The organism is Algibacter marinivivus (genome assembly GCF_003143755.1).
GTDB lineage: Bacteria > Bacteroidota > Bacteroidia > Flavobacteriales > Flavobacteriaceae > Algibacter_B > Algibacter_B marinivivus.
The window spans coordinates 102049-126154 of sequence record NZ_QFRI01000002.1 but is presented as its reverse complement, the minus strand read 5'-3'; the positions used below and the strand labels follow the sequence as shown (position 1 = coordinate 126154).

At 30.9% G+C, this 24106-nt stretch carries 22 protein-coding genes; 18 read left to right on the top strand and 4 right to left on the bottom strand.

The annotated features are described in order from the left end of the window. Window positions 1-7: 7 nt before the first annotated feature. Entirely contained in the window at window positions 8-1210 is a 1203-nt protein-coding gene (locus DIS18_RS08955; RefSeq protein ID WP_109352738.1) for an alanine dehydrogenase, read from the bottom strand. Between the two features lie 212 nt (window positions 1211-1422). Here DIS18_RS08955 and DIS18_RS08950 point away from each other — a divergent pair, with 212 nt between their 5' ends. Further along, entirely contained in the window at window positions 1423-3816 is a 2394-nt protein-coding gene (locus DIS18_RS08950; protein ID WP_181364021.1) for a TonB-dependent receptor domain-containing protein, read from the top strand. A gap of 24 nt (window positions 3817-3840) precedes the next feature. Here DIS18_RS08950 and DIS18_RS08945 read toward each other — a convergent pair whose 3' ends face one another. From DIS18_RS08945 to porX, 3 genes are all read right to left on the bottom strand, one after another. Continuing rightward, the gene (locus tag DIS18_RS08945; RefSeq protein WP_245925651.1) at window positions 3841-4473 is read right to left on the bottom strand and encodes a hypothetical protein; all 633 of its coding nucleotides are present in this window, start codon (window positions 4471-4473) and stop codon (window positions 3841-3843) included. Window positions 4474-4748: 275 nt separating this feature from the next. Next, window positions 4749-5159, bottom strand: a complete 411-nt coding sequence (gene tsaE / locus DIS18_RS08935) for a tRNA (adenosine(37)-N6)-threonylcarbamoyltransferase complex ATPase subunit type 1 TsaE (protein WP_109352735.1) — start codon at window positions 5157-5159, stop codon at window positions 4749-4751. Between the two features lie 93 nt (window positions 5160-5252). Further along, window positions 5253-6800 (bottom strand): T9SS response regulator signal transducer PorX, encoded by a 1548-nt coding sequence (gene porX, locus DIS18_RS08930; RefSeq protein ID WP_109352734.1) that lies wholly within the window; start codon window positions 6798-6800, stop codon window positions 5253-5255. A gap of 134 nt (window positions 6801-6934) precedes the next feature. Between porX and DIS18_RS08925 the strand changes: the two genes are divergently transcribed. The 17 genes from DIS18_RS08925 to hisH all read left to right on the top strand — a co-directional run bounded on the left by DIS18_RS08925 (window position 6935) and on the right by hisH (window position 24105). Continuing rightward, window positions 6935-8155: an HD domain-containing protein gene (locus DIS18_RS08925; RefSeq protein WP_109352733.1), complete on the top strand. Its 1221-nt coding sequence runs from the start codon at window positions 6935-6937 to the stop codon at window positions 8153-8155. Window positions 8156-8213: 58 nt separating this feature from the next. Beyond that, a complete protein-coding gene (gene lpxD, locus DIS18_RS08920) occupies window positions 8214-9236 on the top strand; it encodes a UDP-3-O-(3-hydroxymyristoyl)glucosamine N-acyltransferase (RefSeq protein WP_109353228.1) in 1023 nt (340 codons plus the stop codon). After that, window positions 9227-10633 carry a bifunctional UDP-3-O-[3-hydroxymyristoyl] N-acetylglucosamine deacetylase/3-hydroxyacyl-ACP dehydratase gene (locus DIS18_RS08915; protein WP_109352732.1) on the top strand — a complete coding sequence of 469 codons (1407 nt, stop codon included), beginning with the start codon at window positions 9227-9229 and terminating at the stop codon, window positions 10631-10633. The genes lpxD (DIS18_RS08920) and DIS18_RS08915 overlap by 10 nt, the downstream gene beginning before the upstream one ends. A 2-nt stretch (window positions 10634-10635) precedes the next feature. After that, a complete protein-coding gene (gene lpxA, locus DIS18_RS08910) occupies window positions 10636-11421 on the top strand; it encodes an acyl-ACP--UDP-N-acetylglucosamine O-acyltransferase (RefSeq protein WP_109352731.1) in 786 nt (261 codons plus the stop codon). Window positions 11422-11424: 3 nt separating this feature from the next. After that, entirely contained in the window at window positions 11425-11991 is a 567-nt protein-coding gene (efp, locus tag DIS18_RS08905; protein ID WP_109352730.1) for an elongation factor P, read from the top strand. Beyond that, the gene (locus DIS18_RS08900; protein WP_109352729.1) at window positions 11988-12599 is read left to right on the top strand and encodes a hypothetical protein; all 612 of its coding nucleotides are present in this window, start codon (window positions 11988-11990) and stop codon (window positions 12597-12599) included. The genes efp and DIS18_RS08900 overlap by 4 nt, the downstream gene beginning before the upstream one ends. A 3-nt stretch (window positions 12600-12602) precedes the next feature. Further along, a complete protein-coding gene (gene lpxD / locus DIS18_RS08895; protein ID WP_109352728.1) occupies window positions 12603-13535 on the top strand; it encodes a UDP-3-O-(3-hydroxymyristoyl)glucosamine N-acyltransferase in 933 nt (310 codons plus the stop codon). Between the two features lie 67 nt (window positions 13536-13602). Beyond that, window positions 13603-14475 (top strand): succinate--CoA ligase subunit alpha, encoded by an 873-nt coding sequence (gene sucD, locus DIS18_RS08890; RefSeq protein ID WP_109352727.1) that lies wholly within the window; start codon window positions 13603-13605, stop codon window positions 14473-14475. Between the two features lie 90 nt (window positions 14476-14565). Beyond that, a complete protein-coding gene (locus tag DIS18_RS08885) occupies window positions 14566-15036 on the top strand; it encodes a lipocalin family protein (RefSeq protein ID WP_109352726.1) in 471 nt (156 codons plus the stop codon). A gap of 189 nt (window positions 15037-15225) precedes the next feature. Continuing rightward, window positions 15226-15972: a 3-oxoacyl-[acyl-carrier-protein] reductase gene (gene fabG, locus DIS18_RS08880; protein ID WP_109352725.1), complete on the top strand. Its 747-nt coding sequence runs from the start codon at window positions 15226-15228 to the stop codon at window positions 15970-15972. A 149-nt stretch (window positions 15973-16121) separates the two neighbouring features. Continuing rightward, the gene (locus DIS18_RS08875) at window positions 16122-18065 is read left to right on the top strand and encodes a VWA domain-containing protein (protein WP_342752161.1); all 1944 of its coding nucleotides are present in this window, start codon (window positions 16122-16124) and stop codon (window positions 18063-18065) included. Window positions 18066-18075: 10 nt separating this feature from the next. Beyond that, window positions 18076-18891, top strand: coding sequence for a prohibitin family protein (locus DIS18_RS08870; protein ID WP_109352723.1), 816 nt, complete (start codon window positions 18076-18078; stop codon window positions 18889-18891). Between the two features lie 312 nt (window positions 18892-19203). After that, window positions 19204-20061, top strand: coding sequence for an ATP phosphoribosyltransferase (hisG, locus tag DIS18_RS08865; protein WP_109352722.1), 858 nt, complete (start codon window positions 19204-19206; stop codon window positions 20059-20061). A 9-nt stretch (window positions 20062-20070) separates the two neighbouring features. Then, on the top strand, window positions 20071-21354 hold the full coding sequence (gene hisD, locus DIS18_RS08860) for a histidinol dehydrogenase (RefSeq protein ID WP_109352721.1): 1284 nt from the start codon (window positions 20071-20073) through the stop codon (window positions 21352-21354). Next, the gene (hisC, locus tag DIS18_RS08855) at window positions 21354-22388 is read left to right on the top strand and encodes a histidinol-phosphate transaminase (protein ID WP_109352720.1); all 1035 of its coding nucleotides are present in this window, start codon (window positions 21354-21356) and stop codon (window positions 22386-22388) included. Before hisD ends, hisC begins: the two co-directional genes overlap by 1 nt. Then, window positions 22388-23524, top strand: coding sequence for a bifunctional histidinol-phosphatase/imidazoleglycerol-phosphate dehydratase HisB (gene hisB, locus DIS18_RS08850; RefSeq protein ID WP_109352719.1), 1137 nt, complete (start codon window positions 22388-22390; stop codon window positions 23522-23524). The genes hisC and hisB overlap by 1 nt, the downstream gene beginning before the upstream one ends. After that, entirely contained in the window at window positions 23524-24105 is a 582-nt protein-coding gene (gene hisH / locus DIS18_RS08845; RefSeq protein ID WP_109352718.1) for an imidazole glycerol phosphate synthase subunit HisH, read from the top strand. The genes hisB and hisH overlap by 1 nt, the downstream gene beginning before the upstream one ends. Window position 24106 lies beyond the last annotated feature (1 nt).

Here is a 24106-nt window from a genome sequence, read left to right as displayed (position 1 = left end):
TGGCTAATTAAAATATAAGCAAGTTAACATCACTATATTTTAAATCGAACCATTCTCCAACAGATTTACTTGTTAAAATACCGTGGTAAAAGTACAACCCATTTTTTAAACCTTTATCAAATCTTAAAGAATTTTCTATTCCGCCATCTTCAGCAATTTTGAGTAAGTAAGGTGTGAATATATTACTAATTGATACTGTGGCAGTACGTGGATATCTAGCTGGAATATTAGGCACGCAATAATGCACTACATTGTGTTTTATAAAAGTTGGTTGTTTGTGTGATGTAACTTCACTGGTTTCAAAACAACCTCCCATATCAATACTAACATCAATAATGATTGCTCCTTTTTTCATAGATTCAACCATAGCTTCAGATACTACAATAGGAGACCTATTTGTACCTCTTACTGCACCAATAACCACATCACAACGCTTTAATGCTTTTAATAAATTTTTAGGCTGAATTGTTGATGTAAAAAGTGGACGACCTAATTGAGATTGAATACACCTTAATTTTGTTATTGAATTATCAAATACTTTTACTCCAGCTCCTAAACCTAAAGCACTTCTTGCTGCAAACTCTCCAACCGTACCTGCGCCTAAAATAACAACTTCTATGGGAGGTACACCACTAATATTACCTAACATTAAGCCATTACCTGTTTTTGGGTCTGATAATAATTCAGAGGCTATTAAAACAGATGCAGTACCAGCAATTTCACTCAGCGATTTCACTGCTGGATAACTACCGTCAGTATCTCTTATAAATTCAAAAGCTAATGCTGTAATTCTTTTTGCCGCTAGTGCTTCAAAATATTTTTTGGTTTGAGTTTTAATCTGTAAAGCAGAAATTAAAATAGTCTGTGGGTTTAATAGTTTTATTTGATCTAGAGTAGGAGGCTCAACTTTTAAAATCATTGGACAAGAAAACACTTTTGCTGTATCCTTGGTTATTTCAGCTCCAGCTTCACTATAATCTTTATCACTAAAGTTAGCACCGTTACCAGCTCCAGATTCCATTAAAACTCTATGGCCATTACTTACTAATGCATAAACTGCATCAGGAGTAAGGCAAATGCGTTTTTCTTGAAAAGCTGTTTCTTTAGGAATTCCAATAAATAGATCTCCTTTTTTCTTAAATATTTCAAGCGTTTCCTCTTGAGGCAAAAGTTGTTGCTTTGTAAAAGGAGAAATAGGTTGCTTCGACATGGTTAAATCAAATTAGTAAACTTCAAATTACAAATAAATTTTTAATAAAAACTAATTGTTTTTGTAATCAAAATATAGAATGTGCAATTTATCGATTACATTTATCAGATAAAATAGCTAGTTACCGCTTTATTTTTAAAGAAATTAATTTATTATTATAAGTTTGTTTTACAAATTAGTACATGTTTAAAAACCTAACATTTTATTTTTTTTTGATTTTCACTTCGATTTGCTTTTCGCAACAGTTTGCTATAAGCGGTAATGTAATTGATTTAAATAATAAGCCTATTGCATATACAAATGTTGTAATTGTTAGTAAAGAAAATTCAGAAATTATAAAAGGGGCTACAACCAATGATGATGGTGTTTTTAGAATTGAAAATATTGATAAAGGAAATTATATCATTAAGATAAGTTTTTTAGGTTTTGAAAACTATTCTAAAGATTTAGAACTTAAAGCAAATATCGATTTAGGCTTAATTTTGCTTAAAGAGAATAATCAGGAGCTTGAAGGTGTTATAGTTTTAGCAAAGCGTCCTACAATAAAAAGATTAGTTGATAGATTGGTTTTTAATGTTGAAAACTCAACACTATCAAACAACAATGTTCTAGATGTACTAAAACATACTCCAGGAGTATTAGTTAATAATGATAAAATTACTATAAAGCAATCTACTCCAATAATATACATTAATGATAGAAGAGTACATCTGTCTTCAAACGAAGTGCAACAGCTTTTAGAAGGCACTTCTGCAAGTAATATAAAGGCTATTGAAGTGATTACTAATCCCCCAGCTAAATATGAGGCTGAAGGTGGTTCGGTTTTAAATATTGTAACCAATAAAAATATTATTGCTGGTTATAACGGAAGTGTTTTTGGCAATTATAAACAAGGAAGTGAATTTCCTAAATATTCATTAGGTACAAGTCACTTTTTTAAAGCTAAAAAATTAAATACGTATTTAAATTACAGTATAAGCCCAAGAAAAGATTTTCGTAGTAGTAATGAATTTGTGAATTTTATAGATGCGGGACAAACAACATCAAGTTGGGAAACAGATTTTGAACATGTGCGTGAAACCTCAAATCAAAATATAAACGCAAATATTGATTATGAAATAGATAAGCGTAACAGTTTAGGTTTTGCTACAAGCATGCTTATATCACCTAGAAAAAATACTCAAACCAATTCTAATTCTACTACAGATGTTTTTGGTAGTAATAAAATTTTAGATTCTACTTTTATTACTGATAACCGCAAAGTAGATGAAACATTTAATATGGCCTTTACTTTAGATTATATTCATAAGTTTAAAAAAGAAGGGGAGAAGCTTTTAATTAGTGCACATCATACCAATTATGATTTTTCTAGTTTCCAAAATGTAGATACTGATTATTTATTTCCAGATGAATCGTTGATTAGAAGCAATAGATTTCAAACCTTTTCTAGTCAAGAAATTAAGCTTTATACTGGTCAGTTGGATTATGAGTTACCAATAAATGATTCTGGATTATTTGAAGCAGGCGCAAAGGTGTCTAATATAAATTCTAAGAGTATTTTAACGCAATATAATTTTGAAAATGATGTTAGAGAGCAGGATTTTCAAAACTCAGATACGTTTTTGTACGATGAAACTAATTATGCAATTTATTCAAGTTATTCAAAAGACTGGGATTCATGGGGGTTGAAATTAGGTTTAAGAGCTGAGTTGACAAATGTTAGAGGGAATTCATTAACTAGTAATACTAATAACAATTCTAAATATGCAAAGATCTTCCCATCGTTATATATTTCGCATAAACTAAATGATGAGAATGAATTATATTTTAATTACAGCAAACGTATTTATCGTCCACGTTACAAACAGTTAAATCCTTTTAAGTCTTTTTTAAATGATAATACTTATATAACTGGAGACCCGAATTTGCAACCAAGAATAGATAATCAATTTATATTGGGGTATACGTTTAATGAATATTACACTTTTGAGTTATATTACAGGCATGAAAATGATCCTGCTTTGCAATATTTTTATCAAGATAATGATAGAAATGTATTAGTGTACCAGTATACAAATTTAGATGAGTCGGTTTCTTATGGCTTAGACTTTACAACATATAAAGCATTGAATAACTTTTGGAATTTATATGTTTTATCTTCAGTTTTTTATTACAAAAATAGTTTTAATCCAATTGATAGTAATATAGATTCGTTTGATGGAGAACAGTGGAGTTTATATGCAGAAATTGTTAACTATTTTACTTTTTTAAAAGATAATAGTTTGTTGGCTGAAATATCATTCAATTATTTGTCACCAACAAATGATGGACCTACTGATACTAGTTTTATATCTAGTCTTGATATTAACATTAGAAAAACTTTATGGAAAAACAGGGCTTCAATTAATTTAGGAATATTAGATGTGTTTAATACGCAGAATTTTAATTCAACTACAAGATATTTAAGTCAAGATATATTTTCAAAATTTCAATTTGAAAACAGAATGTTAGTTTTCGGGTTTAACTATAAATTTGGTAATTTTAAATTAGAAAACAACAAAAAGGAAATTGATGTAGTTGAACGTAACAGATTGAATAATAACTAGAACTAGAGCAATAGGAATAGGGTTTTAGAAATATTGACTTATTTTTCCCCAAAGTCCTTTTGGAGACATTTTAAGCTCATCCTCAAGCTCCTGCATAGATTTTGATGCTTCATTCATTTTGTTGAATATTCTAGCTCTAATCAAATAAATAGTAGGTATTACAACTGCCATTACTGGTATTAAATAAACTAACTGAAATTCATCTATACGTGCATCACCAAATAATATTACCCCAATTTGAAAAAAATACATAACAATTGGAACCAATAACGAGTGATACCACCAATGTCTACAAGTAAAAAACCATAAAAAAAGTAATAACAAAGGAATTACTTTACCTGTTAAAGCCCACATAGCGTAGTTTGCATCCTCCCAAGCTTTGCTATCATATGTAAACAAAAAAGTGTCCCAAATTTGCGTTTTTGGAACACTTTCATATAAGGAAAACAAATAGGGAGTGATTGCTATAAAGGTTGCTATAACACTTCCTAACACTAGACCCTTATTGACTCTAGTTGCTTTTTCTTTAAGCAAAGATTCGCTTTGCTTTTCTTTCAACTCTGCTGTTACATGCAAAGATTCGTTTTGCTTTTCTCTCGACCTTTGCGTCAGCAAAGATTCGTTTTGCTTTTCTCTCAACTTTTGTTGTTGCTTCATCGTGATTTATAGTTTTTTTCGCAAAAGCAGTAAACAACAAACCTCCAACTATTACAAAAGCAATTAAGTACTTTTTAGTTTTCATTTTATAAGGGATTTAATTAATTAATTACCCAAATGTAAATAAAGACTATATTGAAGTTATTCGCTAAATGTTAAAATTATGTTAAAAACATTGATTTTTAAATTTCTTGATGTGGGTTTCCCGTAAAACTTCAATATTCATTGGAGAATATACTATTTATGCATCATAAGCTTGTAGGTTATTTCGTTATTTATGAGTTGTTTAAACTTAAAATTCGGTTGTTTTTACTATCTAATTTTATATTAATTTTATCAAAATTATCATATAAAATATCTTCTATTTTTTCTGGCCATTCAATTAATTTCCAATAATCAGAATCTAAATAATCTTCAATTCCAAAATTATAGACTTCTTCTATATCATTAATTCTATATAAATCAAAATGATAGATTTTATCATCATCTAATTTATATTCATTCACAATTGAAAACGTTGGGCTACTAACTTCATCATGACTACCTAAAACTTTTACTATGGTTTTAATAAGCGTAGTTTTTCCAACACCCATATTTCCATAAAACAACAAAGTTTTTGTTTTTGCATTCTCAATGAGTTGTTTTGCAATTTGCTCAACCTCATCAATTCCATAACTAATTTCCAATTTTTTATAAAATTTTGATACAATATTAAATAAAATAAATCGAAAAACCTAAGAAAAAATGCATTTCATCGATATTATATGCTTTTTATGGATTTATTTAGGATTGAAAACTGCAAAGGGAATAATCATTTCTTCCAATGAAACACCTCCATGTTGATAGGTGTTTCTATAATAACTTACATAATGGTTATAATTGTTTGGGTAAGCAAAAAACAAATCACTTTTAGCAAATATGTACGAACTACTCATATTTATAGATGGAAGGTGTAATTCTCTTGGATCTTTAGCAACTAAAACATCTTTGCTATCATAAGTTAAACTTCTGCCTGTTTTGTAGCGAAGATTTAAACTTGTATCTCTATCTCCAATAACCTTTGATGGGTTTTTTACATTTATAGTACCGTGATCTGTAGTTAAAATTAATTTAAAACCTAATTGCTGTGCTTGCTGAATCATATCTAAAAGTGGAGAGTTCTTAAACCAGCTAAGTGTTAATGATCTATATGCTTTATCATTTGATGCTAATTCCTTTACAACTTCCATTTCAGTTTTAGAATGTGATAACATATCCACAAAATTATAAACAACTACTGTTAAGTCATTATCTTTAAGTGATCTAAAATTATCTGCTAACTTTTTTCCGTTCTTTAGGTTGGTAATTTTATGATAATCATAACTTAAGTTGGATAACCCTAAACGTTTCATTTGTGTTTCTAGAAAATCTGCTTCGTGCATGTTTTTACCACCTTCGTCTGTGTCATTTTTCCAATACTGAGGAAATAATTTCTCCATATCACTAGGCATTAGTCCTGAAAAAATAGCATTTCTGGCATATTGAGTTGCTGTAGGCAGAATGCTAAAAAAAGCGTCTTCTTTTTCTTTTTTGAAATAATTACTAATAATTGGCTCAAAAACCTTCCATTGGTCATAGCGCAAATTATCAATTACTAGTAATAATGTTGGTTGTTCTTTACTTATTTCAGGAACTATTTTGTCTTTAAATAGTGTATGAGACATAACTGGGGCATCAGTATGGGGCTTAAACCAATTGGCATAATTTTTATCTATAAATTTTCCAAATTGAATATTTGCTTCGTTTTTCTGAGATTCTAAAATTTCAAACATGCTTGCATCTTCAATATCTTCTAACTGAATTTCCCAGTAAATTAGTTTTTGATATAAGCTTACCCATTCTTCATAACTATTCACCATGGATAAATCCATTGCAATTTTCCTAAATTCTTGTTGGTAATTAGAGGTTGTTTTCTCTGAAACTAATCTAGAATGGTCTAAATTCTTTTTTAAACTTAATAATATTTGATTTGGGTTTACGGGCTTTATTAAATAATCGGCTATTTTATTGCCAATAGCCTCTTCCATAATGTACTCTTCTTCACTTTTAGTAATCATAACCACTGGAAGTGAGTCTTTTTTCTCTTTTATTTCATTTAAAGTTTCAAGACCAGTTAAACCTGGCATGTTTTCATCTAAAAAAACGATATCAAAATTCTTTTCATCTAAAACATCAATGGCTTCAGTACCACTATTACAAGTAGTTACTTGGTAATTTTTCTTTTCAAGAAACAAAATGTGTGGTTTTAGTAAATCTATTTCATCATCAACCCAAAGTATGTTTATCATATTATTATAATTTTTAGTGTTATAATTTATTGTTTAAATAAAGATGTTTTTTATTAAGCTCTAATTGCATCAAATACATATTATAGTCTCAACTATGGTTATATTTGTAAATGTTAAATGTAAAAAAATAGAGTTTGAACAAACTTAAAATATTAAACGACCCAATTTACGGATTTATTACAATTCCAAATTCTTTGATATTCGATTTAATACAGCATAAATATTTTCAACGTCTACGTAGAATTACCCAAATGGGTATGTCTTATTTGGTTTACCCAGGTGCTCATCATACAAGATTTCATCATGCCATTGGTTGCGTACATTTAATGCAACAAGCGGTTAATGTGCTTCGTTTTAAAGGAGTTACAATTTCTGATGATGAAGAAACCGGGCTTTATATTGCTATTTTATTACATGATATTGGCCATGGACCTTTCTCTCATGCTATGGAACATTCTATAGTTAATAATGTATCTCATGAGGCTATTTCGCTGTTATTTATGGAGCGGTTAAATGAAGAATTTAACGGAAGTTTAACGCTTGCCATCCAAATTTTTAAAGGCGAATACCCAAGAAAGTTTATGTGTCAGCTAATTTCTGGGCAATTGGATATGGATCGTGCAGATTATTTAAAACGAGATAGTTTTTATACTGGAGTAGCTGAAGGTAATATTAATAGCGAGCGTTTAATAACGATGTTAAACGTAATTGATGATGAATTAGTTGTTGAGGAAAAAGGAATTTATAGTGTAGAAAAATTTATTATAGCCAGACGCTTAATGTATTGGCAAGTGTATTTGCACAAAACTGGTTTGGTTGCAGAACAGTTACTAATCAGAGTTTTGAAAAGAGCAAAAGAACTTTACGAGTCAGGACATAAGTTAAATGCTAGTGATTCCCTTTTGTATTTTTTAAAGAATAAAATATCAATTGACAATTTTACAGATGAAACTTTGGCTGTATTTTCAAAATTAGATGATTATGATGTTGTTTCTGCTATGAAACAGTGGCAATATCATGAAGATTTTGTGTTAAGTAATTTATGCGAAATGATAATTAACAGAAACTTACTTAAAATTAAAATAAAGAATAAACTTGTAAAAGAAAGTAGTTTGATGAGCCATATTAATGATGTTATGCACAATTATAATATTTCTGAACAAGAAGCAAAATATTTTGTTTTTACTGGAAGTATTTCAAACCAAGCTTATCAACTCAAAGCTAAGCGCATAAATATATTGCATAAGTCTGGAAAGATTGAAGATATTGTTAAAGCTTCTGACCAATTGAATCTTAAGGCTTTGTCAAAACCAGTTACAAAATATTATATATGTTATCCTAAGGTTAAACTTTAGTACATTTTTCCTATTTTTGCCACATCAAATCAAAAAACAAAATCAAACAAAACAAAGTGTGAAATTTACAGCACAACAAATAGCAGGGATTTTAGAAGGTGATGTTGTTGGTAATCCTGATATTGAAGTATTCAAACTATCAAAAATAGAAGAAGGTTTTGAGGGTGCATTAACTTTTTTAGCAAATCCTAAGTATACACCACATATATATACTACGAAGGCTTCAATTACTATTGTAAATAAAACATTTAAACCTGAAAATAACTTAAAAACTACTTTAATTAAAGTTGATGATGCATATTTAGCATTTTCAAAAATCCTTGAATATTATAATTCTGTAAAACTGAATAAAGTTGGAGTAGAGCAACCTTCTTTTATATCTGAATCTTCTAAATATGGAGAAAATGTATATATAGGTGCCTTTAGTTACATCGCAGAAAACGTTATTATAGGTAATAATGTTAAAATATTTCCTAGTACATATATAGGTGATAATGTGGTTATTGAAGATAACTCTATAGTATTTTCTGGAGCTAAAATTTATTCAGAAACTATTGTTGGTAAAAACTGTGTAATAAATGCAGGTGCTATAATAGGTGCAGATGGTTTTGGTTTTGCTCCTAATGATGATGGGAGTTATAGCAAAATTCCTCAAACGGGTAACGTGATATTGGAAGATTTTGTTGATGTTGGTGCAGCTACTACTATTGATAGAGCTACTTTAGGTTCAACAATAATTCGAGAAGGTGTTAAACTTGATAACCAAATACAAATAGCTCATAACGTAGAGATAGGAAAAAATACAGTTATTGCTGCACAAACAGGGGTTGCGGGGTCTACTAAAATTGGCGAAAATTGCCAAATTGGTGGTCAAGTTGGTATTGCTGGACATATTACAATAGGCAATAATGTTAAAATACAAGCGCAATCTGGTATTGGCAGACACGTAAAAGATAATGAGATTCTACAAGGATCTCCTGCATTAAAATTAAGTGATTATAATAAGTCGTATGTTCATTTTAAAAACCTACCGACTATTGTTAAAAATATAAATGACTTAGAAAAAAATAAATGGGAATAGTCAATACAGAAATTAAACAAAAAACTATTAAAGAAGCCATTTCTTTAACAGGAGTAGGGTTACATACTGGTAAAGATGTTACCTTAACTTTTAAACCTGCGCCAGCTAACTCAGGGTTTGCTTTTAAAAGATTAGATTTAGAAGGAGAGCCAGTTATGAAAGCTGATGCGAACTATGTTACTAATACACAACGCGGAACCTGTTTAGAGAAAAACGGTGTGACTATACAAACTTCTGAGCATGTATTAGCTGCTTTAGTTGGTTTAGATGTTGATAATGCAATTATAGAATTAAATGCTTCAGAACCACCAATAATGGATGGATCTTCAAAGTTTTTTGTTGAAGCTATAGAAAAGGCTGGTGTAATTGAGCTTGATGCTTTTAGAGAAGAGTTTGTTATTACTGATATAGTTTCTTATGTAGATGAAGAAACAGGAAGCGAAATTCTTGTTATGCCATCAAAAGAATATCAAATAACTACAATGGTTGATTTTGGTACTAAAGTTTTAGGAACTCAAAATGCTACATTAAACCATATTGCAGATTTTAAAAATGATATTTCAGACTCTCGCACATTTAGTTTTTTGCATGAAATTGAAATGTTACTAGAGAACGGTTTAATTAAAGGAGGTGATTTAAATAATGCAATTGTTTATGTTGATAAAGCATTATCTACTGAAACTATGGAGAAGTTAAAGGTCGCCTTTAAGAAGGATTCTATTGCGGTTAAGCCAAACGGTATTCTTGATAACTTAACATTGCATTATCCAAATGAAGCTGCAAGACATAAGCTATTGGATGTTTTAGGAGATTTAGCTCTTGTGGGAACTCGAATAAGAGGTAAAGTTATAGCTAATAAACCGGGACATTTTGTAAATACTCAGTTTGCAAAAAAATTAGCAAAAATAATAAAGAATGATCGTCGTAATAATGTACCAACAATAGATTTGAATCAACCACCTTTAATGGACGTTGTTCAAATTATGGAAATGCTACCTCACAGGCAACCATTTTTATTAATAGACAAAGTATTTGAGCTTTCTGAAAATCATGTTATAGCTACAAAAAACGTGACGATGAATGAAGAATTCTTCAAAGGACATTTTCCTGGAGCACCAGTAATGCCAGGGGTTCTAATTGTTGAGGCTATGGCACAAACAGGGGGTATTTTGGTTCTAAACACGGTTCCAGATCCTGAAAATTATTTAACATTCTTCATGAAAATGGATAATGTAAAATTTAAACAAAAAGTAAGTCCTGGGGACACTTTAATATTTAATTGTTCTTTAATAACTCCAATTCGCAGAGGTATATGTCATATGCAGGGTTATGCATATTCAAACGGTAAATTATGTGCAGAAGCAGAATTAATGGCCCAAATTTCTAAAGTAAAATAATTATGAATCAACCATTAGCTTATGTGCACCCTGGTGCAAAAATTGCAAAAAATGTTGTTATAGAACCCTTCGCTACTATACATAATAATGTTAAAATTGGAGAAGGTACATGGATTGGTAGTAATGTTACTATCATGGAAGGGGCACGAATTGGTAAAAATTGCAATATCTTTCCAGGTTCTGTAATTTCTGCTGTTCCTCAAGATTTAAAATATAATGATGAGGATACTACAGTCGAAATAGGAGATAACGTTACGATAAGAGAGTGTGTAACTATTAACAGAGGCACCACAGACAGAATGAAAACTGTTGTTGGGGATAACTGTTTAATAATGGCGTATTGCCATATTGCACATGATTGCGTTGTTGGAAAAAACTGTATATTTTCAAATAATAGTACACTTGCTGGTCATATTAATGTTGGCGACTATGTTGTTTTAGCTGGTATGACTGCTGTTCATCAGTTTGTTTCAGTTGGAAATCATGCTTTTGTAACTGGAGGTTCTTTAGTTAGAAAAGATGTTCCACCATTTGTAAAAGCAGCTAGAGAGCCTTTATCTTATGTAGGTATTAATTCAGTAGGATTAAGAAGACGAGGTTTTTCAACAGAAAAAATTAGAGAAATTCAAGATATATTTAGAATCTTGTATCAAAAAAATTATAATAATTCACAAGCAGCAGATATTATTGAAGCTGAAATGGAAGCAACTCCAGAGCGAGATGAGATTCTTCAATTTATAAAAAATTCACACAGAGGTATCATGAAAGGATATTTCAAATCAAACTAATTTATGGCAACAACAAGCGACATCAGAAACGGATTATGTATTCGTTATAATAATGATATTTATAAAATTATTGAGTTTTTACACGTAAAACCTGGTAAAGGACCAGCGTTTGTAAGAACAAAAATGAAAAGTGTAACAAGCGGAAAAGTACTAGATAATACATTTTCTGCTGGACATAAATTAGAAGATGTACGTGTCGAAACGCATAAGTTTCAATATTTATACAATGATGGCGAGTTTTATCATTTTATGAATGAAGCCGATTATACACAAATACGTTTATTAGAAGCTGCTTTAGATAATCCTGGGTTGATGAAAGAAGGAGAGGTTGTTACAGTGCTTATTAATACTGAAGATAATATGCCGCTTTCTGTAGATTTACCAGCAAGTGTTATATTAGAAGTTACGCATACTGAGCCTGGTGTAAAAGGAAACACAGCAACAAATGCAACAAAACCAGCTACTGTAGAAACTGGAGCAGAAGTTAATGTACCGCTGTTTATCAATGAAGGTGATAAAATTAAAATAGAAACTGCAAAAGGGACTTATAAAGAGCGTGTAAAAGAATGATTAAAAATGTTTTAAGGTATTCTCTTGTTTTTATTATAATTTTTATTTCTACAAGTTGTATACAAAAACTCAAAGAGGCTGCTGAAAATATCTCTGGTTCTTCTAAACAGCCAGAATCAATATCTGCAAGTAATTTTTCAACAGTAACAGTAAGTGAACAATATGAGTTAAGTGTTCCTAAGTATATGAAAAATATGCCTAATCTACACGATGAAGCATCGCTAGAGTATGCAAACATTTTTAAAGAAACTTATACGGTTGTTATAGAGGAAAACAAGCAAAACTTCATTGACACGTTCAAAGAGTTTGATGAATATAATGATGAACTTTCACCAATTGAAAACTATAAGATTATTCAGAAGCAAATGTTTCGAGAAGCTATTGAAGACGTAAAAATTGAGGATTATGGATTAACTAGTATTAATAGTTTGCCAGCAAGACAGTTTAAAATGTCTGGTATTGTTGATGGGTTAGATTTTTTCTATCTAATTGGTTTTGTTTCGGGAAAAGAAAACATTTATATGATTATGAATTGGACCTTGGGTGACAGAAGGATGAAATATGAAAATACATTTGAGTATATAAATTCATCATTTAACGAATTGTAATTTATGAAATTTCCTAAACCACATACTCTAGAACAAATTGCAAACCTCATAGGTTGCAAATTCATTGGAGATGCAGGTTTTCAAATTCTTGGTATGAACGAAATTCATGTTGTAGAACCTGGAGATATCGTTTTTGTAGATCATCCAAAATATTATAACAAAGCATTAGAATCTGCAGCTACAATAGTCCTTATAAATAAAGAGGTAGAATGTCCAGAAGGAAAAGCACTTTTAGTAAGTGATGACCCTTTTAGAGATTTTAATAAATTAACTGATCATTTCAAGCCATTTGTAGCTTCAAATGTTTCAATTTCCCCTTCATCTAAAATTGGTAAAAACACAGTGATTCAGCCCAATAGCTTTATAGGGCATAATGTTACAATAGGAGATAATTGTATTATTCATTCTAATGTTAGTGTTTATGATGATGCTATTATAGGAGATAATGTAACACTGCATTCTGGAGTTGTTTTAGGAGCTAATGCATTTTATTATAAAAACAGGCCAGAAGGTTTCGATAGATTAAAATCTGGAGGACGAGTAGTTATAGAAGATAATGTAGATATAGGTGCAGGCTGTACAATAGATAGAGGTGTTAGTGGAGACACAATCATAGGTGAAGGTTCAAAATTAGATAACCTTATTCAAGTAGGTCACGATACTGTAATTGGTAAAAAATGCTTAATAGCCTCACAAGTTGGTATTGCTGGTTGCGTGGTTATCGAAGATGAAGTAACACTCTGGGGGCAAGTTGGTACTACAAGCGGAATTACTATTGGTAAAAAAGCAGTGGTTCAAGGGCAATCTGGAGTTACAAAATCTATAGAAGGCGGAAAAACGTATTGGGGAACACCAATACAAGAAGTTCGTTTGAAGCTAAAGGAAATGGCATCAATCAAGCAGATTCCAAATATTTTAAAACAATTAAAAAATTAAGATTTTTTAAGATAAATAAGTCAGTTCAAAAAATTACATTTGTAAAACAATATTCAAATAGAAAAATATGAGTGTTTTAGTAAATAAAGATTCAAATATTATAGTTCAAGGATTTACAGGTAGTGAAGGTACATTTCATGCTGGTCAGATGATTGAATACGGAACAAACGTAGTCGGTGGTGTTACTCCAGGTAAAGGTGGACAAACACATTTAGGCAAGCCAGTTTTCAATACGGTTCAAGAAGCAGTAGAGCAAGTTGATGCAGACACGACAATTATTTTTGTACCGCCAGCATTTGCTGCAGATGCCATTATGGAAGCTGCCGACGCTGGGATAAAAGTAATTATCACTATTACTGAAGGTATTCCTGTTGCTGATATGATTACAGCATCAAGCTATATAAAAAATAAAGATTGCCGTTTAATTGGCCCTAACTGTCCAGGTGTCATCACTCCAGGTGAGGCAAAAGTTGGTATCATGCCAGGTTTTGTTTTTAAACAAGGTAAAGTAGGTATCGTTTCAAAATCGGGTACTTTAACTTACGAAGCTGCTGATCAAGTTGTAAAACAAGGTCTTGGAATCACTACTGCTATTGGTATTGGGGGAGATCCAATTATTGGAACTACTACAAAAGAAGCTGTAGAATTGTTGATTAACGATCCTGAAACCGAAGCTGTTGTAATGATAGGTGAAATAGGAGGGCAACTAGAAGCAGATGCTGCAAACTGGTACAAAGCAAGTGGTAGTAAAAAACCAGTTGTTGGTTTTATTGCTGGTGAAACAGCTCCTGCAGGTCGTACAATGGGGCACGCTGGTGCTATAGTAGGTGGTAGCGATGATACAGCTCAGGCAAAAAAGAAAATTATGAGAGCATGTGGCATTCACGTTGTGGATTCGCCTGCGGAGATAGGTAAAAAAATTGCCGAAGTATTAGGTTAAAATTTTTAATAAATAAATTTAAAAATCCCCATTATTGGGGATTTTTTTTGTTTAAAATCTAATCTATTTTAGCTTGAAAATATATTTAATATGAAATTTAAACTATTTGCATTTGTATCGTTGCTTGTTATATTATTTAATTGTGAAATAGAGATTGAAGATGATGAAAAACTTATTGAAGATTTGGAAGGTAAATGGGAGTTAGTTTCAATAACATTTGATGGAGATCAACAAATAACTGAGTGTGATAAAACAACCATATCTGAATTTATAACTAATAGTGCGTTTAATGGAAATTATATTGGTACTGTATATTTTTGGACAGAAGCACTTGATTCATGCAGCCCTGAAACTTTCAGAGGTACTTGGAAATCTGATGATGGCGATTTTGACTTAACCTTAACTATTAATGGCTCTGAGTCAAATACTAATTATACTAATAATTTTGAAATCACTTATACTTCAATAGGTGATGATCCTGAAATAGTTTTTATAGATCTAATATTTAGTAATTTAGATGAAGACTTTGAGAGAGTTTATACCTATAAGAGAATAATTTAGGAGAACTTATAGATATGCAGATTTTTAAAATTGTTAAAAAAGAATTTAAGTTAGCTATAAAAAAATAAAATAATAAAATTTTGAAACTGAAAACCTTGCAAAACTTGTGAGGTTTTTTTATTTGAAAACAGTTCTATTTGTTATATTTGAATATAGCAAGATTAAAAACAAACTAACTACATATTATAAATGAAATTATTAGAAGGAAAAACTGCGATAGTTACTGGAGCTAGCCGTGGTATCGGAAAAGGAATAGCACAAGTTTTTGCAGAACAAGGTGCGAACGTAGCGTTTACATATAGCTCCTCAGTTGATGCAGCAAATGCATTAGAAAAAGAATTAAATGCTTTAGGAGTAAAAGCAAAAGGATACAAGAGTAATGCTGCAAGTTTTGAAGAAGCACAACAATTAGCTTCAGACGTAGTAGCAGAGTTTGGAAGTATTGATGTCTTAGTTAATAATGCTGGAATTACAAAAGATAATTTGTTAATGCGTATTTCAGAGGAAGATTTTGATAAAGTAATTGAAGTAAATCTAAAGTCTGTTTTTAACATGACAAAAGCAGTGCAACGCACTATGTTGAAGCAACGAAAAGGTTCAATTATAAACATGAGTTCAGTAGTAGGGGTCAAAGGTAATGCGGGACAAACTAATTATGCAGCTTCAAAAGCTGGTATTATTGGGTTTTCAAAATCTGTAGCTTTAGAGCTAGGTTCTAGGAATATTAGAAGTAACGTAGTTGCTCCAGGTTTTATTGAAACTGAAATGACAGCTAAATTAGATGAAGAAGTTGTAAAAGGATGGCGTGCAGGAATTCCACTGAAACGTGGAGGAACTCCAGAAGACATTGCTAACGTTTGTGTATTCTTAGCTAGCGATATGAGTGCCTATGTTACTGGACAAACATTAAACGTTGATGGTGGAATGCTAACTTAATTGTTATTCCTACGATGGCATGAATCTTCTCATCAATATATTAAAATTAAAGTTTATTAATGAGTTCTGAAACTCTATTATACATTATACTCGCTGGAATTTTGTCGCTAGGTTTAGCGCTTTTTCAGTACTTCACAAAAAAGAAAAGCATGTCAAGAATAAACATGCTTTTCTCTTTTTTGAGGTTTTTAACAGTGTTTTCAGTTTTACTCTTAATAATCAACCCAAGTTTTGATCAAGTAAAGGTTTCAGTTGAAAAACCAAATTTAGTTGTCGCTATTGATAATTCAAGTTCTGTAAAGCATTTAAAACAAGAAAAAGCCTTACTAGATTTTGTGGAAAGTATTAAGTCAAACAAGGAAATTCAAACTAAGTTCAATATAAATTATTATAGTTTTGGTGTAAATTTAAAATCTTCTGATTCTATTACATTTTCGGATAAACAAACCAATATTTCTAAAGCGTTTACCCAATTAAATCAAATATATAAGCAAACAACATCACCAACAGTACTTATTACTGATGGAAATCAAACTTTTGGAAACGATTATCAATTTACATCAAACACATATAAACAACCTATTTACCCAATCATATTAGGAGATACCATAACATATATTGATTTAAAAATTCAACAATTCAACGTTAATAAATATGCTTTCTTAAAAAACAAATTCCCCGTTGAAGCTATTTTAGTATATAATGGCAATAAATCTATAAAATCTCAATTTGTAGTTAAGAGTGGTAATACAACTTTGTATTCAAAAGCTATTAACTTTTCAAAAAATGATAATTCAGAAGTTATCAATTTTACTTTACCTGCGAATAGAGTGGGAGTTGGTAATTACAGGGCAACATTAGTTCCATTAGAAAGTGAAAAGAATAAGATAAATAATACTAAGAATTTCGCTGTAGAAGTCATTAATCAAAAAACAAAAATTGCCATTGTTAGTGATTTTTTGCACCCAGATATTGGTGCTTTAAAAAAGAGTATTGAAAGTAACGAGCAGCGTTCAGTTTCAATCGTTAATCCAAAAAATATTATTAATAAATTTAATGATTTTCAATTGATTATATTGTATCAACCGAATAATACATTTAACACTATAATAGATAGGCTAGATTCGGAAAAGAGAAATAGATTTGTAATTATTGGACCAAAAACAAGTCTTAGTTTTATTAATAGAGTTTCTAAAGATTACTCTCATACAATAACAGATCAAACAGAAGATTACCTTCCAGAATTAAACATCAATTATTCACCTTTTATTATTGATGATATAGATTTTGAATCTCTTCCTCCTTTGATTTCAAATTATGGCGAAGTAAAATTTAACATTCCATTTGAATCTATTTTAAATAAAAACGTTAATGGTGTTTCAACTAACGAACCACTTTTATCAACCTTTGAAACTAACGGTAAACGAGAAGCAGTATTATTCGGAGAAAATATTTGGCAATGGCGTGCTCAAAGCTATATCAATGAAAAATCATTCAATGGTTTTGATAATTTTATTGGGAAACTCATTCAATATTTAGCTACTAGCAAACAAAAAAGTAGATTAAACATAGATTATCAATCATTTTATAACGGAAGTGGAAATATCATCATTAAAGCAGAGTTCTTTGATAAAAACTATATTTTTGATACTCGTGAATCATTAAATATCACCATAACGGATAAGATTTCAAAAGAAAAAAAGACATTTCCTTTTATTCTAAAAAACAACAATTATCAAGTTGATCTAAGTAGTTTGCCACCTTCAGAATATAGTTTTACAGTAAGAGCAACAAACGAAAATATTTCTAAATCTGGTGGTTTTCAAATTTTAGAATATAATGTAGAACAACAATTTTTAAATGCAGATGTAACAAAGTTGCAACAGTTGGCTACTAATAGTTCGGGTTCTAGTTATTTTATTGCAAACACTGAAAATGTGATAAGCGATTTATTGAGAGATAATCGTTATGTTCCTATTCAAAAAAGCAGTAAAAATACCATACCTTTGATAGATTGGAAATATCTTCTAGCTGTAATAACACTTAGCTTAGGTTTAGAATGGTTTTTAAGAAAATATAACGGATTAATTTAAATAGATAAAAATGGAAAAATTACCAAAAGTGGCATTACCTTTTATAATTGGTGCAATTATATTAGTAGTAATATTAGCAAAATCAGCAGTAACAATTGACTCTGGTGAAGCTGGAGTACTTTTTAAAACCTTTGGAGAAGGAGTTGTTACTGATGAACCTCCAATGGCAGAAGGATTTCATATTGTAGCGCCTTGGAATAAGGTTTATGTATACGAAGTACGTCAACAAGAGCTTTTTGAGAAAATGAAAGTATTATCATCAAACGGATTAGAAATCCAAATTGATGCTTCTGCTTGGTATGAGCCAGTTTATGGAGACTTAGGAAACTTGCATCAATCATTAGGGCAGAATTACTTGCAGCGCGTTATTCAACCAGCAATTCGAAGTGCAGCACGTAGTGTTGTTGGTCGATATACTCCTGAGCAATTATATTCTAGTAAGCGTGATGCTATTCAAGATGAAATTTTTGCTGAAACAAAGAAGATTTTAGATAAGCAATATGTACAATTAAACGAAGTACTAGTTAGAGACGTTACACTGCCAAATACGATTAAGGAAGCTATTGAGCGTAAATTGCGTCAAGAACAAGAATCTTTAGAATATGAGTTTAGATTAGTTACAGCTGAAAAAGAAGCGCAAAAGCAAATTATTGAAGCCGAAGGTAAAGCAAAGTCTAATAAAATTTTAAGCGCATCTTTAACTGATAAAATCCTTCAAGATAAAGGCATTGAAGCTACAATGAAATTATCAGAGTCTCCAAATAGCAAAGTCATAGTTATTGGTTCTGGAGATAGTGGTTTACCCATTATTCTTGGGAATCAATAAAATAATAAATTCAGCAAATAAGGTGTTCTTTTAAAAATTATTAATTTTTACTTACCTAATTATTAATAATATTGAATTGTTATAAGAATTACTTTTATAATTTGGATTTAATCAGATAAATTATAGATATTTGCATCAAATAAAAAGAACATGACTTTTATTCAATTACATCATCATTTTCATATTTGCTCTCAGGCGAAGTGAAAATGTATTGAGTAAAATCAAAATATATTTAAACCCGTTTGAGACAATCAAGCGGGTTTTTTAATTTAATTTCCAACTTGGTAGTTTCAAACTCATAAAAATAAGATAATGAGTAAATTAAGAATTGCAGTACAGAAATCGGGTCGTTTAAACGAAGACTCAATGCGTCTATTAAAAGATATTGGTATTTCTATTGATAATGGGAAAGATCAATTAAAAGCTTCAGCTAAAGGATTTCCTGTAGAGGTTTTCTATTTAAGAAACGGTGATATTCCTCAATACTTGAAGGATGGTGTAGTAGATGCCGCTATTATTGGCGAGAATGTTTTAATAGAAAAAGGCGAAGGTATAAACGTTGTTGAGAAGCTAGGATTTTCAACTTGTCGTGTTTGTATTGCAGTACCAAAAGTAGATAATTACACCAGTATAAAAGATTTAGAAGGGAAGCGAATTGCAACATCGTATCCAAATACAGTTAAACAATTCTTAGATAAAAACGGTGTAAATGCAAATCTTCATATCATTAATGGTTCTGTTGAAATAGCACCAAATATAGGGTTAGCAGATGCTATTTGTGATATTGTTTCTAGTGGTAGCACCTTGTTTAAGAATAATTTAAAAGAGGTTGATACGATTTTAAAATCGGAAGCCGTTTTAGCGGTTTCTCCAAAATTGAATGCTGAAAGACAAGCCATTTTAGAAACGATTCAATTTAGAATTCAATCGGTTTTAAAAGGTAGAAATTCTAAATATGTATTATTAAATGCACCAAATGATAAAGTTCAAGACATCATTAGTGTATTACCAGGAATGAAGAGTCCTACTGTTTTACCATTAGCAGAAGAAGGATGGAGTTCAATTCACTCAGTAATAAGTAAAAACCAATTTTGGGATGTTATTGACGAATTAAAAGCAAAAGGAGCACAAGGTATTTTAGTATGTCCTATTGAAAAAATGGTACTTTAATCTCGGATTATGCAAATCATAAAAAATCCAAATAAGGAAAACTGGTCTGATGTTTTAAAACGTCCAACACAAACTGTTGGCGATATTGAAGGTGTAGTTACTCAAATATTTAATGAGGTTTCTGAAAGAGGAGATGAAGCCATAAAGGAATTTACAAGTAAATTTGATAATGTTACTTTAGAATCAAATATTGTAACACTTGGTGAAATAGAACAAGCAGTTCAGCAAGTTCCTGAAAAACTTCAAAAAGCTATTAAGATAGCAAAACATAATATTGAAGTATTTCATACTGCTCAAAAGACATCAAAAATTGAAATAGAAACGACTAACGGCGTGCAATGTTGGCAAGAAAAAAGACCAATTCAAAAAGTAGGCTTGTACATTCCTGGGGGAACAGCACCTTTGTTTTCTACAGTTTTAATGTTAGCGGTTCCTGCACAAATTGCCGATTGTAAAGAAATAATTTTGTGTTCGCCACCAAATAAAGAGGGTAAGTTAGCACCAGAAATTCTGTTTGCAGCTCAACTTTGTGGTGTAACTAAAATTATAAAAGTAGGAGGTATTCAAGCTATAGCTGGATTAACTTTTGGTACAGAAACCATTCCTCAGGTTTATAAAATTTTCGGACCTGGAAACCAGTATGTAACAGTTGCGAAACAAATAGCTACAAAACATGGTGTTGCCATTGATATGCCTGCGGGACCAAGCGAATTATTAGTAGTTGCAGATGAAACAGCAAATGCATCTTATATAGCTTCAGATTTATTGAGTCAAGCAGAGCATGGAACGGATAGTCAAGTAATATTAGTATCAACATCTAAGCGATTGATAGATGAAGTTTCTGAAGAAGTTGAAAAACAATTAAAAGTACTTCCACGTAAAGCAATTGCAGAAAAGGCGATTAGTAATTCAAAGTTGATTTATGTTGAGAATGATGAGACTGCTATAGATATGATTGACGAATATGGGCCTGAACATTTTATTATTTGTTGTAAAAACGAAGATTTGTATGTGGATAATATCAATAATGCAGGTTCTGTTTTTATAGGTGATTATACACCTGAAAGTGCAGGAGATTATGCTTCAGGTACGAATCATACTTTACCAACAAATGGATTTAGTAAAGCGTATTCAGGCGTGAATTTAGATAGTTTTATGAAAAGTATGACATTTCAGAAAATATCAAAAGAAGGACTTTTAAATATTGGAGAAACCATTGAGTTAATGGCAGAAGCAGAAGGTTTACAAGCGCACAAAAATGCGGTATCAATTCGATTAAAGGATTTAAAATAATGAGTGTTCAAAATTTAATAAGGCCAACAATAAAAGCACTAAAACCGTATTCATCGGCAAGAGATGAGTTTCAAGGTAATAGTGGCGACATGGTGTTTTTAGATGCGAATGAAAATCCGTTTGAAAATGGCGTAAATCGTTACCCAGATCCACAGCAGCGTACCGTGAAATCATTACTTTCAGAAATTAAAAGCATTTCACAAAAAAATATGCTTTTAGGTAATGGTAGTGATGAAGTTTTAGATTTAATTTATCGTGCTTTTTGTGAACCAAACCAAGATAATATTATTACACTACCTCCAACTTATGGTATGTATAGTGTTTTGGCTAATATTAACGCTGTTGAAATTAAAAGTGTCCAACTAAGTGATAGCTTTCAACCTAAAGTTGATGAGATTCTTGAAATAGCAGATTCAAATTCGAAGTTGTTGTTTTTATGTTCGCCAAACAATCCAACAGGGAATAGTTTTGAAGCAAAATCCATTGAAAGATTAATAAATAAATTTAATGGTATTGTTGTTATAGATGAAGCATATATTGATTTTTCAAATGAAGAAAGTTGGGCAAGTCGATTGAGCGAGTTTCCTAATTTAATTGTTACTCAAACTCTTTCAAAAGCTTACGGAATGGCAGGTATTCGTTTAGGAATTTGTTATGCTTCAGAAGAAATCATTTCAGTATTAAATCGCATTAAACCGCCATATAATGTGAATGAGTTAACGCAACAAAAAGCGATTTCTCAACTAGAGCAAAACGCATTAACAAAACAGCAGGTTGAATCTATTTTAGAAGAACGTGATGTTTTGGTGAGTAAATTGAATGATGTAAATTTTATTTCAAAAATATATCCATCAGATGCTAATTTTGTATTAGCTAAAGTTGATGATGCCACAAAGCGTTACAATCAATTAATTGAAAAGGGGATAGTAATTAGAAATAGAACAACTCAACCAGGTTGTGAAAATTGTTTGCGTTTTACAGTTGGAACTCCTAAAGAAAATAAAATATTAATAGATACTTTAAAATCTATATAATGAAGAAAGTATTATTTATAGACAGAGACGGAACACTAGTTTTAGAACCACCTTTAGACTATCAATTAGATAGTTTAGAGAAGTTGGAATACTACCCAAAAGTTTTTCAATATATGGCTAAAATAGCTAATGAATTGGATTACGAATTGGTTATGGTCACCAATCAAGATGGTTTAGGCACCAATAGTTTTCCAGAAGACACGTTTTGGCCTGCTCAAAATAAAATTATTGATGCTTTTGAAAAAGAAGGTGTGAATTTTTCTGCTATCTATATTGATAAAACGTTTCCGCATGAAAATGCTGAGACTAGAAAACCAAGAACAGGTTTATTAACTCAATATTTTTCTGAGGACTATGATTTAGAAAATTCTTTTGTTTTAGGTGATAGAATTACCGATATGGAGCTGGCTAAAAATTTAGGTGCTAAGGGTGTTTATCTGTCTGAAGATCCTGAATTGGGTGCTGATGAAATTGAAAGTTCTAAACAAGAAATTTTTGATTGTATAGCGTTAACAAGTACAGATTGGAAAACAATTTATGAGTTTTTAAAACTTCAAGACCGCGTTGAAGAAATTACTCGTAACACCAATGAAACAAAGATTTATATAAAATTAAATTTAGATGGTTCTGGCGAAAATAACATCAATACAGGCTTGTCTTTTTTCGATCATATGCTAGATCAAATTGGACGTCATGGTGCAATGGATTTAACTGTTAAAGTGGATGGCGATTTGGAAGTTGATGAACATCACACTATTGAAGATACCATGATTGCTTTAGGTGAATTGTTCAACAAAGCATTAGGAAATAAACTTGGTATTGAACGCTATGGTTTTTGTTTGCCAATGGATGATTGTTTAGCACAAGTAGTAGTTGACTTTGGTGGAAGAAATTGGTTAGAATGGGATGCGGAATTTAAACGTGAAAAAATAGGCGATATGCCAACTGAAATGTTTTTCCACTTGTTTAAATCGTTTACTGATGGAGCAAAATGTAATTTGAATATTAAGGCAGAAGGCACAAATGAGCACCACAAAATTGAAGGCATATTTAAAGCTTTTGCAAAAGCGATGAAAATGGCTGTAAAAAGAGATTCAAATAAAATGTTTTTACCAAGTACAAAGGGAATGCTATAATGAAGTTAGTAATAATAAATTACGGAGCAGGCAACATAAAGAGTATTCAATTTGCTTTCAATCGTTTGGGTCATGATGCTATTTTATCTAATAATCCTGAGGAAATAAAAGCTGCTGATAAAGTGATTTTTCCTGGTGTAGGAGAAGCAAGTTCTGCAATGAAAATGCTTAAAGAAAGTGGTTTAGATAAATTGATTCCTAAGCTTAAGCAGCCAGTTTTGGGGATTTGTTTAGGCATGCAGCTCATGTGTTTGCATACTGAAGAAGGCGATACCGAAGGTTTAGGTATATTTCAAACCAAGGTAAAACGCTTTTCAGATAACGTAAAAGTACCGCAAATGGGATGGAATGTTATTAAAGATTTAAAATCTGATTTATTTAAAGATATCAAAGAAAACGAATACATGTATTTGGTTCACAGTTATTATGCAGAGCATTGTAATGAAACCATAGCAGCAACAGATTACGAGATTAATTATGCCTCTGCATTGCGGCACGAAAATTTTTATGGCACTCAATTTCACCCAGAAAAGAGTAGTGTTTCAGGAGCAAAAATATTACAGAATTTTTTAGAATTATAAT